We start from the raw sequence: 14,764 nt of genomic DNA, 5'->3' as shown, positions 1-14,764 counted from the left end.
GGGACTTCCCTCAGCGATACGCCGAGCGCCGGCGCACCTTCGCCTGCCGGTGCCGCCAGGGTCGCAGCACCACCACGGCCACCAGCCCGATCACCGCGCCGAACACCGCACCGGTGGCGTTGTCGATGATGTCGGTGACGTCGCAGGCCCGGTCGATGCGGGCCAGCTCCAGCTGGGTCTTCTCGATGAGGGCGGAGTACGCGGCCAGGCCGAGGAGCCCGGCGGGGGCGAGCAGCCAGCCGCTGCGCCATCGGGCGACCGCCAGCACGAGCAGGGCGCCGGCGGGCACGAAGAGCACGGTGTTGAGGGTGCGCTGCCCGGACTGGAAGATCCAGAAGCCGTCGGGTGCGGGACCGCCGATGTCCCACGAGCAGGTCGTCATCCGGGTCTCGGCGGGGACGAAGCCGGTGTCGGGGGAGGTGGGGACCAGGGTGACCAGCGCGATCACCGCGACGGACCACAGGAAGCCCGCGGTCGCGATCGCGGAGACCCAGCCGAGGGGGCGGGCGAGGGCGAGGCCGAGGAGGGCGCAGAGCACTCCCGCGACGCCGATGCCGAGCAGCATGACACCGGTCCCCCCGAACGTGACCATGGGCCAAGACGTTAGCCGCCCGACCCTGCCGCGCCCCAGCCGGCGGCGCTGGTTCAGGAGGCCTGTGCGCGCTGCTTCGCGATGAACCTCGTCGCCATCCGGTTGACGAACATCGGCGCGAGCCGCCCGACCCGCCACGCGATCCTTGCCTGGCGGGGCTCGATCACGATCGCCTCGTTCGCCGCGACGGCGGCGAGGACCCGGCGGGCCAGCACGGCCGGGTCGACGGGCCGCTTGACACCCTGCCCCTCGAGGTAGAAGTCGCGGCCCCGGAACGGCCCGATCTCGCCCTTGTCGAGGATCGGGGTGTCGACGGCGGCCGGGCACACGACGGTCACGCCGACGTCGTGCGCGGCGCCCTCGGTGCGCAGCGCGAGGGAGAGCCCGACCACGGCGTGCTTGGTGGTGACGTACGACGTCATCAACCCCGCCGCCATCAGTCCGCCCATCGAGGCGGTGTTGACGATGTGACCTCCACCCTGGGCGATCATCCGCGAGTACGCCGCGTGCACGCCGTGCACCACACCGCGGATGTTGACGTCGATGATCGCGTTCCACTGCGCCAGGCTCAGCGACTCGGTCGCGCCGAGCCAGGTGATCCCGGCGTTGTTGAACATCAGGTCGATCCGGCCGTGCTCGGTGACCACGGCCGCCACTGCCTCCTCGACCGCCGCGGACGAGGTGACGTCGACCTGCCGCGCCACCGCGGTCCCGGGCCCCGATGCGGAGGAGGCCACGGCCGAGGCCGCGTCGAGGTCCAGGTCGGCGCACACGACGTACGCACCGTCGGCGACCAGCGCCCGCACCAGCGCGGCGCCGATGCCGGAGCCACCGCCGGTGACGACAGCCGTCCTCACGCGAACGCCTTCTCGACCAGGGCGACGAGGTCCGGGTAGCGGCGCAGGTGCGCGCCGCCGTTGATGTCGAGGGTCTCGCCGGTGATCCACGTCGACTCGTCGGAGAGCAGGAACCGGATGGCGGCGGCGATCTCCACCGGCTCGCCGGAGCGGCCGAGGGCGGTGTTCTCGAGGTAGTCCTCGCGCACGCCGGGGATGTCCATCGCAGGCGCGGTCAGCGGGGTGACGACCAGGCCGGGCGCGACCGCGTTGACGCGTACGCCGCGCGCGCCGAGCTCGAGCGCGGCCACCTCGGTGAGGGCGACCAGGCCCGCCTTCGCGGCGCAGTACGCCGCCAGGCCGGTCCCGGGCTGGCGGGCGTTGAGCGAGGAGAGCGAGACCAGGGAGCCGCCGTCCGCGACCCGGCGCCCGGCGTGCTTGAGGACCAGGAAGGCGCCGTTGAGGCAGACGTCGACGACCCGGCGCCACTCGGTCGCATCGTGGTCGACGACGCGCGACAGCGTGCTCACGCCGGCGCAGTTGACCACGCCGTGGGGAGCGCCGTGCTCGGCGACGACCAGGTCGAAGAGGGCCTCGACGGAGGTCTCGTCCGTGACGTCGACGAACGCGTCGGCCGCCGTACCGGGCAGGTCCGCGACCACGACCTCGTGTCCGGCCGCGCGCAACACCTGGGCGGTGGCCGCCCCGATCCCGGATGCGCCGCCGACGACGACCGATACCTGCATCTGCGTTCTCCTGACGTTCGTCTGAATCTGTTGACACGTGTCAAATAGCAGGCCTAACGTGACGCCCGTCACGCTGATCTGTCAAGGAGGGAGTCGGCATGTCCCGACCCACCGTCGCTGTCATCGGAGCCGGCATCAGCGGCCTCACGATGAGCAAGATGCTGGCCGACTACGGCCTGGAGTTCACGACCTTCGAGGCCTCGGACCGGGTCGGCGGCAACTGGGCGTTCGGCAACCCCAACGGCCACAGCAGCGCCTACCGGTCGCTGCACATCGACACCTCGAAGCACCAGCTGTCCTTCAGGGACTTCCCGATGCCCGACGAGTACCCGGACTTCCCGCACCACACCCAGATCAAGGACTACCTCGACGCCTACGCCGACGCCTTCGACATCCGCCGGCGCATCGAGTTCGAGAACGGCGTGGTCAGCGCCGAGCGCCGGACCGAAGGCGGCTGGGACATCACCGACCAGGCGGGCCGGACCCGCGACTTCGACGTGCTCGTGGTGGCGAACGGCCACCACTGGGACCCCCGCTTCGCCGAGTTCCCCGGCGAGTTCACCGGCGAGACGATCCACTCACACGCCTACGTCGACCCGTGGACGCCGTTGCACCTGATGGACAAGCGGATCCTCGTGGTCGGGATCGGCAACAGCGCGGCGGACATCACCGTGGAGCTGTCGCAGAAGGCGATGCGCAACCAGGTCACCCTGTCGACCCGGAGCAGCGCGTGGATCGTGCCCAAGCTGCTCTACGGCAAGGCCGCCGACATGAACTACCGCACCAACCCGCACCTGCCGTTGAGCTGGCAGCGCAAGGTGGCGCAGTGGGGCCAGCGATTCACCGCTTCCGACCCGACGCTCTACGGCCTGCCCACGCCCAACCACAAGTTCTTCGAGGCCCACCCCACCCAGTCCGGCGAGCTGCCGCTGCGACTGAAGTCCGGCGACGTCACCCCCAGGGGCAACGTCGCCCGGCTCGACGGCCAGACCGTCCACTTCGAGGACGGCACGAGCGCGGACTTCGACGTGATCATCTACGCGACGGGCTACAACATCACCTTCCCGTTCTTCGATCCCGAGCTCATCAGCGCCCCCGACAACGAGATCCGGCTCTACAAGCGGGTCTTCAAGCCCGGCATCGACGACCTCGCCTTCATCGGCTTCGCCCAGTCGACGCCGACGCTGTTCCCGTTCGTCGAGTGCCAGACCCGGATGGTGGCAGCCTGGCTGGTCGGTCGCTATGCGACGCCGTCGATCGCCGAGATGGAGCGGGTGATCGACGAGGACACGCAGAAGTACACCGGTCACATGGTCCCGAGCGCCCGGCACACCCAGCAGCTCGACTACTTCGTCTACGAGCACGACCTTCGGACGAGGGAGATCCCCGCCGGCCGGGCGCGCGCGGCGGCGGTGGCGCGATGAACGACGAGCGCCTCTGGGCGCGCATGGTCGACCGTCGCAGCGTCAACCGCGGCGACCAGCGCCGCGCCGCGCTGCTGGCCGCGCTCGACGACCTGCTCCGTGAGCAGACGCTCGAGGAGATCAACGTCGCCGAGATCTCGCGGCGCGCGGGCGTCACCCGCTCGGCCTTCTACTTCTACTTCGAGAGCAAGGCGACCGCCGTCCTGGCCCTGATGGCGGAGCTGTACGACGACGCGTCGGACGCCACCGACCTGCTGGTCAAGGCCGAGGGCGACCCGCGGGCCCGGATCCGCACGGTCGTCGCGACCCTCTTCGACTCGGTCGACAAGACGCCGCACACCTACCGGGCGCTCCTCGAGGCCCGCGCCACCAGCCCGGCCGTGCGCGAGCTGTGGGAGGCGGGACGCGCCGAGTTTGCCGAGATGACCGCCGAGATGATCGAGCGAGAGCGGGCTCACGGGCACGCGCCGCAGGGCGTCGACGCCCACGTCCTCGCCGCCGTCCTCCTCGACCTCAACGACCACGCTGTCGAGCGGCACGCGCTGGGTGTCGGTCCTGATCGCGAGGGCCACATCGACGCGATCACCCACATCTGGATCCAGAGCATCTACGGGAGCCCCGCATGACCGGCACGACCTTCGACCTCACCTCCGGCGGCGTGCGCTGCGCCGCCACCCACGTCGCCGGGGAGGACGGCGCCCCGGTCGTCGTCCTCGCGCACGGCCTCGCCGGCACCCAGGACGCCGGCATGTTCCCGTTCGCCGAGGCCTTCGCCGCGGCCGGTCTGCACGCGGTCACCTTCGACTACCGCGGATTCGGCGCCTCCGACGCCGCCGAGGGCGAGCCGCGCCAGGTCGTCTCGCTCGCCGGGCAGGTCGCCGACCTGCACGCCGCCGTCGACGCCGCGAAGCAGCTCCCCGGTGTCGACGCGACCCGGGTCGTGCTCTGGGGCGTCTCGCTCGGGGGTGGGCACGTCGTGTCCGTCGCCGCCGAGCGCACCGACATCACCGCGGTCGTCTCGGTGGTCCCGATGGTCGACGGCCTCGCCGCCGCGCGGCTGGCCACCCGGCATCACAGCGCCGGACAGCTGCTCGCCTCGACCGGGCGCGGCCTCGCGAGCGCCGTACGACGCAGGGCGGGTCGCGGCCCCGCGATGATCCCGGTCGTGGCGCAGCCCGGCGAGACCGGTGCGCTGACCCTGTCCGGCGCCTACGAGGACTACCTCGCGATCGCCGGCCCCACCTGGCGCAACGAGATCGCCGCCGACGTCGTGATGGAGCTCGGCACCCGCGCGCCGGCGAAGGCCGCGGCGGCGCTCGCCGACATCCCCTGGCTGGTCCAGGTCGCCGACTTCGACCGCAGCGCTCCGCTGCACGCCGCGATGAAGGCAGCCTTCGCGGGCAGGGCCGAGGTCCGCCACTACCCGGGCGACCACTTCGACCTGTTCGCAGGCAAGCCGTTCCACGAGCCCGCCGTCGAGCACGCCCTCCACTTCCTGCGGCGCCACGTCGGGAGCGTCGCCCCGGCCGAGGCGGTCGGTCAGGCCGCCCGGTAGCGCTCGATCTGCCCGCCGAGCTCCTCGAACACCGCCTGGTTGAGGCTGAACACGGCCCGCACCTCGTCGACGACCCGCTCGACCTCGCCGGGGGTGAGGTCGAGCGCGTCGAGCCGAGCGCGGTAGTCGTCCTTGTAGGGCTTCGGCCTCGCGATCTGCGCGAAGTCGTAGAAGCGCACGCCCGCGCCCTCGGGCAGGTCGAAGGTGCGCTGCAGCACGCGGCCGATCACCTGGCCGCCGGAGAGGTCGCCGAGGTAGCGCGTGTAGTGGTGCGCGACGAGGAGGCCGCCCCAGGCGGCGCCGGCGCGAATCCGGTCGACGTACGCCGTCGCGGCGGGGGAGTCGACGCTGGCGGGGTCGATGCCCGGAGCCCAGTGGGCGAGGTCGGCGTCGATCGCGGCGAGCCGCTCGAGCGCGGGGTCGTGGACCGCGGCGACGATCGGGTCTGCCCGGTGCTCGGCGACGACCTCCTCGAGCGCGGCGTACACACGGCGCAGCCGGAGCAGCAGGTCGGCGTACGCCTGCGCGGTGAGCCGGCCGTCGAGCAGCTCGGCCATGAACGTCGAGCCCTCGGCCGCCTCGTGCTCGGCGCGCGAGCCCTCGCGCATGGCCGTCGACAGCGGGACGAGGCCGGTCTCGGTCGGGGTCATGGGGGGTGCTCCTTGGGGATCGAGTGAAGTTCTCGACAGATTGTCGACAAGATTCTGACAACTTGTCAAGACGTCTCAATCAAGATTAGCCTAGCCTAAATAAGGTTGACCTAACATCTTGATCCGAGAGTGAGCACCCGCCGTGATGTCCCACCCCGTCCGATCGCCGCGGCGCCTGCTGGCCGCCGCGTCCGCCACGCTCCTCCTCGCGGGCTGCGGGCTCTCCTCGCCCGCTGCGTCGGAGCGCAGCGGGGGAGCGGACCGCGGTACGGCGGCCCCGCGGCTCGCGGACGTCACGCCGCTCGCCGACGCGCGGGACTGGACCGGTGCGACCAGCGCGGTCGTCGCCGACGGCACGGTCGACCCGGTCGCGACGCCGGAGCCCGCGCTGCCGGTGACGGTGACCGATGCGCAGGACACGTCGGTGACGGTGAAGGACGCCAGCCGGGTGCTGGCCCTCGACGTCTACGGCACCCTGGCCCGCACGGTCTTCGAGCTGGGGCTCGGCGACCGCGTCGTCGGGCGCGACATCTCCACGCAGTTCGACGAGGCCGCCGGCCTGCCGCTGGTGACGCAGAACGGCCACGACCTGGCGGCCGAGGCGATCCTCGAGCTGGACTCCACGGTCATCCTCACCGACACCTCGCTCGGGCCGTGGAACGTGATCCTGCAGATGCGCGACGCCGGCATCCCCGTCGTCGTGGTCGACAGCCACCGCGGCCTCGACAACGTCGCCGAGCTGACCACGCAGGTCGCCACGGCGCTCGGCGTACCGGAGGCGGGCGCGGCCCTCGTCGAGCGCACCGCCGCCGAGGTCGACGACGTGCGTACGGCGATCGCCGCCGTCGCGCCGAAGGCGGAGACCGACTGGCTGCGCACCCTGTTCCTCTACGTCCGCGGTCAGTCCGGCGTCTACTACCTCTTCGGCGAGGAGTCCGGCGCCGACGGCCTGATCGACGCGCTCGGGCTCTACGACGTCGCCGAGGAGATCGGCTGGGACGGCATGAAGCCGGTCACCGACGAGGCGATCGTCGCCGCCCAGCCCGACCTGGTGCTGATGATGAGCGGCGGCCTCGACTCGGTCGACGGCGTCGCCGGCCTGCTCGAGCGGCTGCCCGCACTGGCGAACACGCCGGCCGGCGAGCACGAGCGGTTCGTCGACATGGAGGACTCGCAGATCCTCGGCTTCGGACCGCAGACCGCTGACGTCCTCAACGCCCTCGCTGTCGCCGTCTACGCCCCCGAGGCCGTCTCGTGAAGGTGGGCCTGCTGGGCGGGCTGACCGGCCTGCTCCTCGTCGCGCTCGTCGTCGGCGCCGGGCAGGGCCAGATGCACGTGCCGCCGCTGGAGGTGCTCGGCTCGGTACTGCACCGGATCGGGCTCGACCTCGGGCCACTGCCGACGCACCCGCGCGCCGAGGACACCCTGTGGGACGTGCGCTTCCCGCGGGTCGTGCTCGCCGCACTGGTGGGCGCCGCGCTCGCGACCGCCGGTGCGGTGATGCAGGGCATCTTCGGCAACCCGCTCGCCGAGCCTGCCGTGGTCGGCGTGTCCTCGGGCGCTGCGGTCGCCGCAGGCTGCGTGATCGTCCTCGACGTCGCGGTGCTCGGCTCGTGGACGATCGCCGCGGCCGCCTTCCTCGGTGGCCTCGCGGCCACCCTGCTCGTCTACCTGCTCTCCCGCGACGGCGGCCGCACCGAGGTCGTCACCCTCGTCCTCACCGGCATCGCGCTCAACGCGATGACCAGCGCTGCCCTGGCGTTCCTGATGTTCCTCGGCGACCAGCAGGCCCGCGAGGAGATCGTGTTCTGGACCCTCGGCAGCCTCAACGGCACCCGCTGGGCCGCGGTCGCCGTGGTCGCCCCGCTCGCCGCCGTCGGCATCGCCGCCGCGCTCGTCCTCGCGCGCCGCCTCGACCTGCTCGCTCTCGGCGACCGGGCCGCGTTCCACGTCGGCGTCGACGTGGAGCGGCTGCGGCTCGCGGCCATCGTGGTCGTCGCGCTGCTCACCGCCGCCGCCGTCTCCTTCTGCGGCATCATCGCGTTCGTCGGACTGGTCGTGCCCCACCTGGTGCGGATGATCGCCGGTCCCGGGCACCTGCTCCTCGTCCCCGCCAGCGCGCTGGGTGGCGCGGTGCTGCTGACCTTCGCCGACCTGTGGGCGCGCACCGCCGTCGACAACGCCGACCTCCCCATCGGCATGCTCACCTCCCTCGTCGGCGGCCCCTTCTTCTTCTGGCTGATCCGCCGGTCCCGTCGCACCGCAGGAGGCTGGGCATGATCGAGGCCCGCGGCATCCACGTCACCCTCGGCGACAAGGTCGTCCTCGACGGCGTCGACCTCACCGTCCGGCCGGGCGAGCTGGTCGCACTCGTCGGCCCCAACGGCGCCGGCAAGTCCACCCTCCTCGGCGTCCTGGCCGGCGACGTCCGGCCCGGAACGGGAGCAGTCCACCTCGCGGGGCGGCCGCTGGCGTCGTACGCCGCCCGCGAGGCCGCGCAGCAGCGCGCGGTCCAGCTCCAGCAGCAGGGCCTGGCCTTCGGCTTCCGGGTCCACGACGTCGTCGCCATGGGCCGCTCGCCGTGGCACCGCACCCCACGGTCGGTGGCCGACGAGGAGGTCGTGGCCGCGGCGATGGTGCGCACCGACGTCGAACGTCTCGCCGAGCGCACCTTCCCGACCCTGTCCGGCGGGGAGCAGGCGCGCACCTCCTTCGCCCGAGCCCTCGCCCAGGAGACGCCGGTGCTGCTGCTCGACGAGCCCACCGCGGCCCTCGACATCCGCCACCAGGAGGCGGTCCTCGGGGTCGCCCGGTTCGTTGCGGCCGAGGGCTGTGCCGTGGTCGTGGTGCTGCACGACCTGTCCCTGGCGGCCGCGTACGCCGACCGGATCTGCATCCTCGCCGAGGGCCGGGTACGGGCGGTCGGCGCGCCGCGCGAGGTGCTCACCGAGGACCTGCTCGGCGAGGTCTACCAGCACCCGGTGCGGGTGCTCGACCACGACGGCACACCGGTCGTCGTACCCGTTCGAGCTGCGCAGGAGGCGCGATGCTGACCCGGACCGTGCTCGTGCTGCTCGGCGTGCTCGCCTCGCTGGTGGCGCCCGTCCCCGCAGCCCACGCGCAGGCCCGGGTCTCGATCAGCAGCGACCGCGGCGGCGCGGTGGTCGACCCGACGTACGCCACCACCCTGGAGGTCGGCGGCACCGGCTTCCAGTCGGTCCGCGGCGGTCACGGCGGCATCTACGTCTTCTTCGGCACCGTGTCCGGGAACTGGCGGCCCAGCAAGGGCGGCGTCACGGGCGAGGACTACTTCTACGTCCCCGACAGCGAGAGCCAGGCCAACGCCGGCCACCAGAAGTACGTCGCCTTCCCCGGCTCCGACACCGCCGCCTCCGCCAACGGCGGCACCGTCTCCGCGGCCGGCCGCTGGTCCACCACGATCACCGTGCCCGGCGCGACCTTCCAGGCCGTCGACCGCGACGGCGGCACCCGCACCGTCGACTGCCGCAAGGTCCGCTGCGGCATCATCACCGTCGGCGCGCACGGCGTCACGAATGCCGCCAACGAGACCTTCACGCCGGTCACGGTCAAGGACCTGTACGGCGGCAAGGCACCTGACCCGGCCGGGGCTCCCGCTGCCGGGGCTCCCGATGCCGAGGAGGCGGCGGCCCCCGAGGTCGTCGTAGCTGACGCTCCGGCTGCTCCGCAGGCAGCGGCCGCACCGGTGCTGAGCGTGGACCGGCCCTCCGCTGTCGCCGGCCGGGCCCTGTCGTTCACCGCCCGCGGCCTGACACCGGGCGCCCAGGTCTCGGCCGTCCTCGACGACGGTCTCGCCGCAGCCGGGCCCTTCCTCGTCGGTGCCCAGGGCCAGGTGACCGGCGTCCTCACCCTCCCGGTCGCCGCGTCCGGCGGCACCCACGAGCTGCGCCTGTACGGGCTCGACGGCGACCAGCCGCCCGTCGTCCGGTTCGCGATCGCGGCCGGCGACGAGCCGGTGGTCGCGGCCGTCGCACCGGCCGACCACGGGCGCGCCACCGACCGCTGGGGGATCGGGTTCTTCGTCGCCGCCGGGGTCGTGCTCGCCGGCGCCCTCGCCCGCCTGGTCCTCGCCCGCCGCAGAGGTGTCTCCGGTGCGTAGGCCGCTCGCCGCCGTGCTCGCCGCCGCCGGGCTGGTCGCCTGGCTGGTCGTGCTCGCCACCCTCGCCGTCACGCCCGCCCGGGCGGACGAGCCGACCGACCCGCCGACCACCGAACCGACGACCGAGACCCTCACCGACGCTGTGCTCCGCTGGGGCGTCAACACCGAGTCGAACACGGCGGCGTACAACCCCGGCACCTACAACTTCCTCGTCGCCGGCCGGATCCCCGACCCCGGTCGGGGCGGCCAGCAGGTGCCGGAGGCCCAGTGGCAGCAGCGCTCGGGCGACGTCGAGATCGAGAAGTGGGATGCCGCCGCAGGCGCGTGGAAGGACGCCACCTGGGCCGGGCTGCGCACCGACAGCACCGGCGCCGCGCTGCGGATCGGCGGCTCGAGCAACCACCAGCTCGTCTTCGGGAAGGGCACCGGCACCCTCGACCGGACCGCCGGCACCGCGCGGATCGCGTGGCAGGGGAGCGCGACGGTCGTCTTCTACTCGGGGTTCTCGTTCTTCTACCTCAGCGACCCGGTGCTCGAGGTGGCCGAGGGCCGCGGCACGGTCACCGCGACCCTGAGCGGCTTCGGTTCCGACCAGGCCGATCCGACCCGGTGGGTGGCAGTTCCGGCCGCGCAGGTCACGATCGCGACCCTGCCGCAGGTGACGCTCGGCGCCGACGGGTTCACCGCCGACCCGGCGTACCGCGGTGTGACCGTCGACCTCGCCACCGGCGCGCAGGTGCGGTCCGGCCAGGACTGGGGCGCGTTCCCGCAGTCGTGGGTCGCGTTCATGGAGCCGCTCGGGACGGCCGCGTTCTGGTACTCCAGCGGCGGCAGCGCCGATCCCAACAAGGTCGCCGCCCCGCTCACCGTCGCGTTCGACGCCGGCCGGGTCGTCGTACCGACCCCGACGGTCGCGACCAGCACGCCGCCGGAGATCCACAACAGCGCGCCCCCGCCGCCCGCCACGACCGCGGCCGCTGCCGAGCCCCCCGCGGCAGCACCTGCCGCCCCCGTCGTCGTGCCGCCGCCGGCCGTCGCGGCGCCGTCACCCGAGCAGCCGCTGCTCGCGCGCCCTGCCACCGACCTGCGCCCCGTGTCGACGAGCACCCCGGCGCCGGCCGCACCCGCGGCCCGCTCCTGGCCCTGGTGGGGCGGCGGCGCGCTGCTGCTCGTCGCGGCGGCCGCCCTCGTCGTACCTCCGCCCGTGCGCGGCCTGCGCTAGCAGCCGCCTGCCTGTCCGTCTCGGGACCACCACAGAAGGGAACACCCATGTCCATCCGACCGACCCGGCGCCGCTCCTTCGCCGCGCTCACGGCCGTCGGCGTCGCCGCTGCCGGCCTCGCCCTCGTCCCGGGGGCACCCGCTTCGGCGACCCCGGCTCCGTTGAGCCTGCAGTGGGAGATCTCGCAGCAGTTCGACGACCACCTCTCCACCCATGTCCTCGGCGGCGGTGCCAGCGAGGACACCGACGGCGTGATCACCTTCCCCGGAGGCGAGGGAAGCTACGACGCCGCCACCGGTGTCGCGAGCGTCGCGTACGACGGGTCCGTCGAGGGCGCCTTCGTCATGGCGACGACGACCTACTACAAGGTCACCGTGGCCGACCCGGTCGTGTCGGTCGACGCCGCTGGCAACGGCTCGATCTCGGCGATCGTGTCGGCCTGGAACGCGGCAGGGATGGGCAGCGAGGAGGCGTCCACCGCGCCTACGCGTGTGGTCGTGACGACCTTCGACGCCGAGGCCTCCGACTGGACCCAGGCCGAGGGCGTGGCCACCCTGAGCGACACCCCGGACTGGGCCGGTGTGCTGCCGGCAGACAGCGCACCGGCGACCGAGCTCGGTATCGGCGCCGGCAAGCCGGTCGGCGGCGGCTCCTTCGCGCCGTCCTTCCTCGGCCAGCTCACGCCGGGCGTCCGCGCCCACTTCTATGCGAGCGCCGACAACCAGCCGAAGAAGGTCGCCGCCTCCTTCACGGCCAGCGCCCCGATCGCCGACGCTCCGGCCGTCACGGCGTCGCCCGTCACCACCGCGGCCGGCGTCGAGATCGCGGTGAGCGGCGAGAACTTCGTCAACTCGGACATCAGCGGTGGCGCCGGGGTCTATGTCGGGCTCGCCCCGGCCGGCGGCATGCCGACCGCGAGCTCCGCAGCCGAGGGCATGGCCAAGTTCGCCGCTGCGACGTACCTGCCGACGGCGGCACTGGCCGAGGGGTCCTTCGCGGTGAGCCTGAGTGCCGCCGCGGACAGGCTCGACCCGCGCCAGAAGTACGCCGTCTACACCTGGCAGGCACACGCGCACGCCAGCAGGCACCTCGACACCGAGACCCCGGTGAGCATCGACTGGACCAAGCTGGGCTACCCGGTCGCGACCACCGCCACCGCCACGGTCACCAAGAAGCCGACCAGCAAGAAGAAGGGAACGGTCATCGTCGCCGTCCCCGGCGGCAAGTACGCCGCCACCGGCCAGGTCTCGGTCGTCTACAAGGGCGGCAAGCTCAAGGGCAAGAAGGTCAAGCTCGTCCGGACCCTCGCCCTGGGCGCCGACGGCACCGTGACGGTGAGGCTGCCGAAGTCCGCCAAGGGCAAGCGCACCCTCAAGGTCACCTATCTCGGTGACCCGGTGCACCGGGCCTCGGCCACCACGACCGTGAAGGTCAAGGTCAAGAAGTAGCGACGCGCACCTGCGACCTCGCCGCCGTACTGTCAGGCGGCGAGGTCGCAGGCGAGCGTGACGGCCTGGTGGGCGTGCACCTGGTACTCGGCCTGGGTGATGGGTCGGGTGCCGCCGCCGGTGACGAGGCGGTAGAGGCCGTGGGGCGTGCCCCAGATCCATCTGTCGGGTCCGAGCTGCATCACCGTGTATCCGGGCACGTGGGTCTTGGCTCGGTGGTGGTGTCGGGTGAGTGGGGTGTCGTTGTGGTCGCCGGTCTGGCCGGGTGGTCCGTGCTTGTCGTAGGCGATGGTGTGGTCGTGGTCGGGTGGCCGGCCGTTTCTGTTGAAGAGGCCGGTGGCGTGGGGGAACACGTCTCCGACGGTCCTCAGCTGGGTGCGGTGCTTGACGTCGGTGGGGTGCTCGTAGCCGTTGACCGAGCGGCCGGTGTGCAGGTCGATGACGGGCTGCACGGTGATGGTCGTGTGGCGACCCAGGAGGTCGCTCACCTGGGTGAGGAGCCGAGGTCCGAGGCCCTCGACGCGGGCGAGGGGACCGAGGGCGCCGGTGTCGGTGAGGGAGATGTGGACGATGAGTTCGGCGGTCGGGTTGCGGGGGTGTCGTGACGGTTGCTGCGCAACCTCCTCGACCTCCGAGGTGTCGTTGATGCCGTTCAGGAACGCGAGCACGGCAGCGGGGTCGGCGAGCATCGCGAACGCCTCGGCCCGCCAGTGATCCATCGACAGTGGCTCGGCACCCTCGGGCACGTCGGCGTGCTCGGCCAGAGCGGCAGCGAGGTCCTCGACCGCCTCCTGGTGGGCCAGGGCGTCGGCTTCGTCGAGCCGGGCGAACACCGTCCCCACGCCGGCCGTGTTGTCGGCGTTGTCGGTGTGGTCGACCTGGGAGCCCGGGCGGGGCTTGGGGTACCAGACACCCTTCTGGGCCTGGTTCTTGTCGATCCGGGCCTGGTGAGCGACCGGGTCGGCCTCGATCACCTTGGCCTCCGCGATGGCGAGGATCCGGCTGGGTGCCTGATCCAACGCGGCAGCGACGGCCTCATCCACGATCCTGATCTGGTGGCGGTCGAGGGTGCGGGACATCCGTGCGACCCGACGCACCACCCACGCCTCGCAGTGTCCCTCACGGACGCCGGCCCAGGTCTGCGGGAGGCGGTGGCGCAGGTCGAACGCGTCGGCCAGGGCGCCGCGGGTCGAGAGCACGTGCTCGTGACGGGCGATCGCCATCTCCACCAGTGCGAGGTCGGCGACCTCCGGGGTCCCGTCCCCACCCAGCGAGATGAGCCGCGGACCACCGAACCGGACCGGGACCGCGCCGGGCTCGGCCTGCGGATCACCGGAGTGGAGGTCGGCCCACGCGAGCAGCAGCTCGAGCTGTCGGACCTCGGCCTTCCGCCGATCCCGGACGCCGTCCTCGGCCGCGTGGAGCAGCCGCTCCAGCGTGCCATCCGAGAGGTCCGAGATCATGCACCCATTCTACTCGCACATATGTTCGAATCCTATGGTCTGCGAGGAGTTTCTCCTTGTTTCTAGGGGTTTTCGACCCCGCGTGGACCGCAGCCCGCGGGCGGCGAATGACCAGGTACTCAAGCCTCGACCCCCACCGCCCGCAGCACGAACGACTCGATCGCGGCGGACGGCAGGTGCCGGGGGCTGAGGCACGCGTGGACCAGGGAGAGTGTGGCGTCGGCGTCGTCGTACCTGAAGGTGCCGTCGGCCCGGCCGCGCTCCAGGATGGCGCGCAGCACGTCCTCGACCGCGACGACGTGCTCGCGTATCTCGAGCCGGGCGGCGGGGGACAGGACGCCGTACAGCGACGGGCCCAGGCCCATGTGGAACTTCTCGCCCGCGGCGAGGTGGTGGCGGACGTAGGTCCGCAGCTGGTCGGCCGGCTCCGCGACGGCGTCGAGCGCGGATCGCAGGTCGGTCGTGTAGGCGTCGGTCTCGTGGGTCGCGAAGGCGACCAGCACGGCTTCCTTGTCGTGGAAGTGGTGGTAGATCGAGGTCCGCCCGATCCCCGCGCGCTCGGCGATCGCCGCCATCGTGACGGCGTCGAAGCTGCCCTCGCCCATCAGCTCCGCGAAGGCGTCGAACACGCGGCGCTGGACCAGCTCGCGGTGGTCGCTCAGCGACTCTCCGAGGATGCGAGGCACGCCC

At 72.6% G+C, this 14,764-nt stretch carries 15 protein-coding genes; 9 read left to right on the top strand and 6 right to left on the bottom strand.

Annotated elements, in window-relative coordinates; genetic code table 11:
- Positions 1-10: 10 nt before the first annotated feature.
- From FBY23_RS21025 to FBY23_RS21015, 3 genes are read right to left on the bottom strand one after another with little or no spacing between them, the layout of a single operon-like run.
- Complete coding sequence (locus FBY23_RS21025) at positions 11-592, bottom strand: VanZ family protein (RefSeq protein WP_141799920.1); 582 nt, start codon at positions 590-592, stop codon at positions 11-13.
- A 53-nt stretch (positions 593-645) separates the two neighbouring features.
- The gene (locus FBY23_RS21020) at positions 646-1,449 is read right to left on the bottom strand and encodes an SDR family oxidoreductase (RefSeq protein WP_141799919.1); all 804 of its coding nucleotides are present in this window, start codon (positions 1,447-1,449) and stop codon (positions 646-648) included.
- Positions 1,446-2,174 (bottom strand): SDR family NAD(P)-dependent oxidoreductase, encoded by a 729-nt coding sequence (locus tag FBY23_RS21015; protein WP_141799918.1) that lies wholly within the window; start codon positions 2,172-2,174, stop codon positions 1,446-1,448. Before FBY23_RS21015 ends, FBY23_RS21020 begins: the two co-directional genes overlap by 4 nt.
- A gap of 98 nt (positions 2,175-2,272) precedes the next feature.
- Here FBY23_RS21015 and FBY23_RS21010 point away from each other — a divergent pair, with 98 nt between their 5' ends.
- From FBY23_RS21010 to FBY23_RS21000, 3 genes are read left to right on the top strand one after another with little or no spacing between them, the layout of a single operon-like run.
- The gene (locus tag FBY23_RS21010) at positions 2,273-3,598 is read left to right on the top strand and encodes an NAD(P)/FAD-dependent oxidoreductase (RefSeq protein ID WP_141799917.1); all 1,326 of its coding nucleotides are present in this window, start codon (positions 2,273-2,275) and stop codon (positions 3,596-3,598) included.
- The gene (locus tag FBY23_RS21005; protein WP_141799916.1) at positions 3,595-4,224 is read left to right on the top strand and encodes a TetR/AcrR family transcriptional regulator; all 630 of its coding nucleotides are present in this window, start codon (positions 3,595-3,597) and stop codon (positions 4,222-4,224) included. Before FBY23_RS21010 ends, FBY23_RS21005 begins: the two co-directional genes overlap by 4 nt.
- The gene (locus FBY23_RS21000; protein ID WP_141799915.1) at positions 4,221-5,153 is read left to right on the top strand and encodes an alpha/beta fold hydrolase; all 933 of its coding nucleotides are present in this window, start codon (positions 4,221-4,223) and stop codon (positions 5,151-5,153) included. The genes FBY23_RS21005 and FBY23_RS21000 overlap by 4 nt, the downstream gene beginning before the upstream one ends.
- Here FBY23_RS21000 and FBY23_RS20995 read toward each other — a convergent pair.
- Positions 5,138-5,803, bottom strand: a complete 666-nt coding sequence (locus FBY23_RS20995) for a heme oxygenase (biliverdin-producing) (RefSeq protein WP_141799914.1) — start codon at positions 5,801-5,803, stop codon at positions 5,138-5,140. The genes FBY23_RS21000 and FBY23_RS20995 overlap by 16 nt on opposite strands.
- 145 nt (positions 5,804-5,948) lie before the next feature.
- On the opposite strand from FBY23_RS20995, the gene FBY23_RS20990 reads away from it, so the two are divergent.
- From FBY23_RS20990 to FBY23_RS20965, 6 genes are read left to right on the top strand one after another with little or no spacing between them, the layout of a single operon-like run.
- Entirely contained in the window at positions 5,949-7,061 is a 1,113-nt protein-coding gene (locus FBY23_RS20990) for a hemin ABC transporter substrate-binding protein (protein ID WP_141799913.1), read from the top strand.
- The gene (locus FBY23_RS20985) at positions 7,058-8,083 is read left to right on the top strand and encodes an iron ABC transporter permease (protein ID WP_260806116.1); all 1,026 of its coding nucleotides are present in this window, start codon (positions 7,058-7,060) and stop codon (positions 8,081-8,083) included. The genes FBY23_RS20990 and FBY23_RS20985 overlap by 4 nt, the downstream gene beginning before the upstream one ends.
- Positions 8,080-8,856, top strand: a complete 777-nt coding sequence (locus FBY23_RS20980; RefSeq protein ID WP_141799912.1) for a heme ABC transporter ATP-binding protein — start codon at positions 8,080-8,082, stop codon at positions 8,854-8,856. Before FBY23_RS20985 ends, FBY23_RS20980 begins: the two co-directional genes overlap by 4 nt.
- The gene (locus FBY23_RS20975; protein WP_141799911.1) at positions 8,850-9,941 is read left to right on the top strand and encodes a hypothetical protein; all 1,092 of its coding nucleotides are present in this window, start codon (positions 8,850-8,852) and stop codon (positions 9,939-9,941) included. Before FBY23_RS20980 ends, FBY23_RS20975 begins: the two co-directional genes overlap by 7 nt.
- Positions 9,934-11,163: a hypothetical protein gene (locus FBY23_RS20970; RefSeq protein WP_141799910.1), complete on the top strand. Its 1,230-nt coding sequence runs from the start codon at positions 9,934-9,936 to the stop codon at positions 11,161-11,163. The genes FBY23_RS20975 and FBY23_RS20970 overlap by 8 nt, the downstream gene beginning before the upstream one ends.
- A gap of 47 nt (positions 11,164-11,210) precedes the next feature.
- Positions 11,211-12,611 carry an HtaA domain-containing protein gene (locus FBY23_RS20965; RefSeq protein WP_141799909.1) on the top strand — a complete coding sequence of 467 codons (1,401 nt, stop codon included), beginning with the start codon at positions 11,211-11,213 and terminating at the stop codon, positions 12,609-12,611.
- Between the two features lie 32 nt (positions 12,612-12,643).
- Here FBY23_RS20965 and FBY23_RS20960 read toward each other — a convergent pair whose 3' ends face one another.
- Positions 12,644-14,074, bottom strand: coding sequence for a hypothetical protein (locus FBY23_RS20960; protein WP_141799908.1), 1,431 nt, complete (start codon positions 14,072-14,074; stop codon positions 12,644-12,646).
- 119 nt (positions 14,075-14,193) lie between these two features.
- Complete coding sequence (locus FBY23_RS20955) at positions 14,194-14,760, bottom strand: TetR/AcrR family transcriptional regulator (protein ID WP_141799907.1); 567 nt, start codon at positions 14,758-14,760, stop codon at positions 14,194-14,196.
- Between the last annotated feature and the right edge of the window lie 4 nt (positions 14,761-14,764).

The sequence above is a fragment of the Nocardioides sp. SLBN-35 genome (assembly GCF_006715725.1).
In the GTDB taxonomy this organism is placed as follows: domain Bacteria; phylum Actinomycetota; class Actinomycetes; order Propionibacteriales; family Nocardioidaceae; genus Nocardioides.
This window is presented reverse-complemented; position numbering and strand designations above follow the sequence as displayed.

What these genes read in the sequence shown, in the direction of transcription:
- FBY23_RS20975 (WP_141799911.1), top strand. Translation starts at nt 8,850, where the DNA reads ATGCTGACCCGGACCGTGCTCGTGCTGCTCGGCGTGCTCGCCTCGCTG.
- FBY23_RS21000 (WP_141799915.1), top strand. Translation starts at nt 4,221, where the DNA reads ATGACCGGCACGACCTTCGACCTCACCTCCGGCGGCGTGCGCTGCGCC.
- FBY23_RS20965 (WP_141799909.1), top strand. Translation starts at nt 11,211, where the DNA reads ATGTCCATCCGACCGACCCGGCGCCGCTCCTTCGCCGCGCTCACGGCC.
- FBY23_RS21015 (WP_141799918.1), bottom strand. Translation starts at nt 2,174, where the DNA reads ATGCAGGTATCGGTCGTCGTCGGCGGCGCATCCGGGATCGGGGCGGCC.
- FBY23_RS21005 (WP_141799916.1), top strand. Translation starts at nt 3,595, where the DNA reads ATGAACGACGAGCGCCTCTGGGCGCGCATGGTCGACCGTCGCAGCGTC.
- FBY23_RS21010 (WP_141799917.1), top strand. Translation starts at nt 2,273, where the DNA reads ATGTCCCGACCCACCGTCGCTGTCATCGGAGCCGGCATCAGCGGCCTC.
- FBY23_RS20995 (WP_141799914.1), bottom strand. Translation starts at nt 5,803, where the DNA reads ATGACCCCGACCGAGACCGGCCTCGTCCCGCTGTCGACGGCCATGCGC.
- FBY23_RS21025 (WP_141799920.1), bottom strand. Translation starts at nt 592, where the DNA reads ATGGTCACGTTCGGGGGGACCGGTGTCATGCTGCTCGGCATCGGCGTC.
- FBY23_RS20990 (WP_141799913.1), top strand. Translation starts at nt 5,949, where the DNA reads ATGTCCCACCCCGTCCGATCGCCGCGGCGCCTGCTGGCCGCCGCGTCC.
- FBY23_RS20960 (WP_141799908.1), bottom strand. Translation starts at nt 14,074, where the DNA reads ATGATCTCGGACCTCTCGGATGGCACGCTGGAGCGGCTGCTCCACGCG.
- FBY23_RS20980 (WP_141799912.1), top strand. Translation starts at nt 8,080, where the DNA reads ATGATCGAGGCCCGCGGCATCCACGTCACCCTCGGCGACAAGGTCGTC.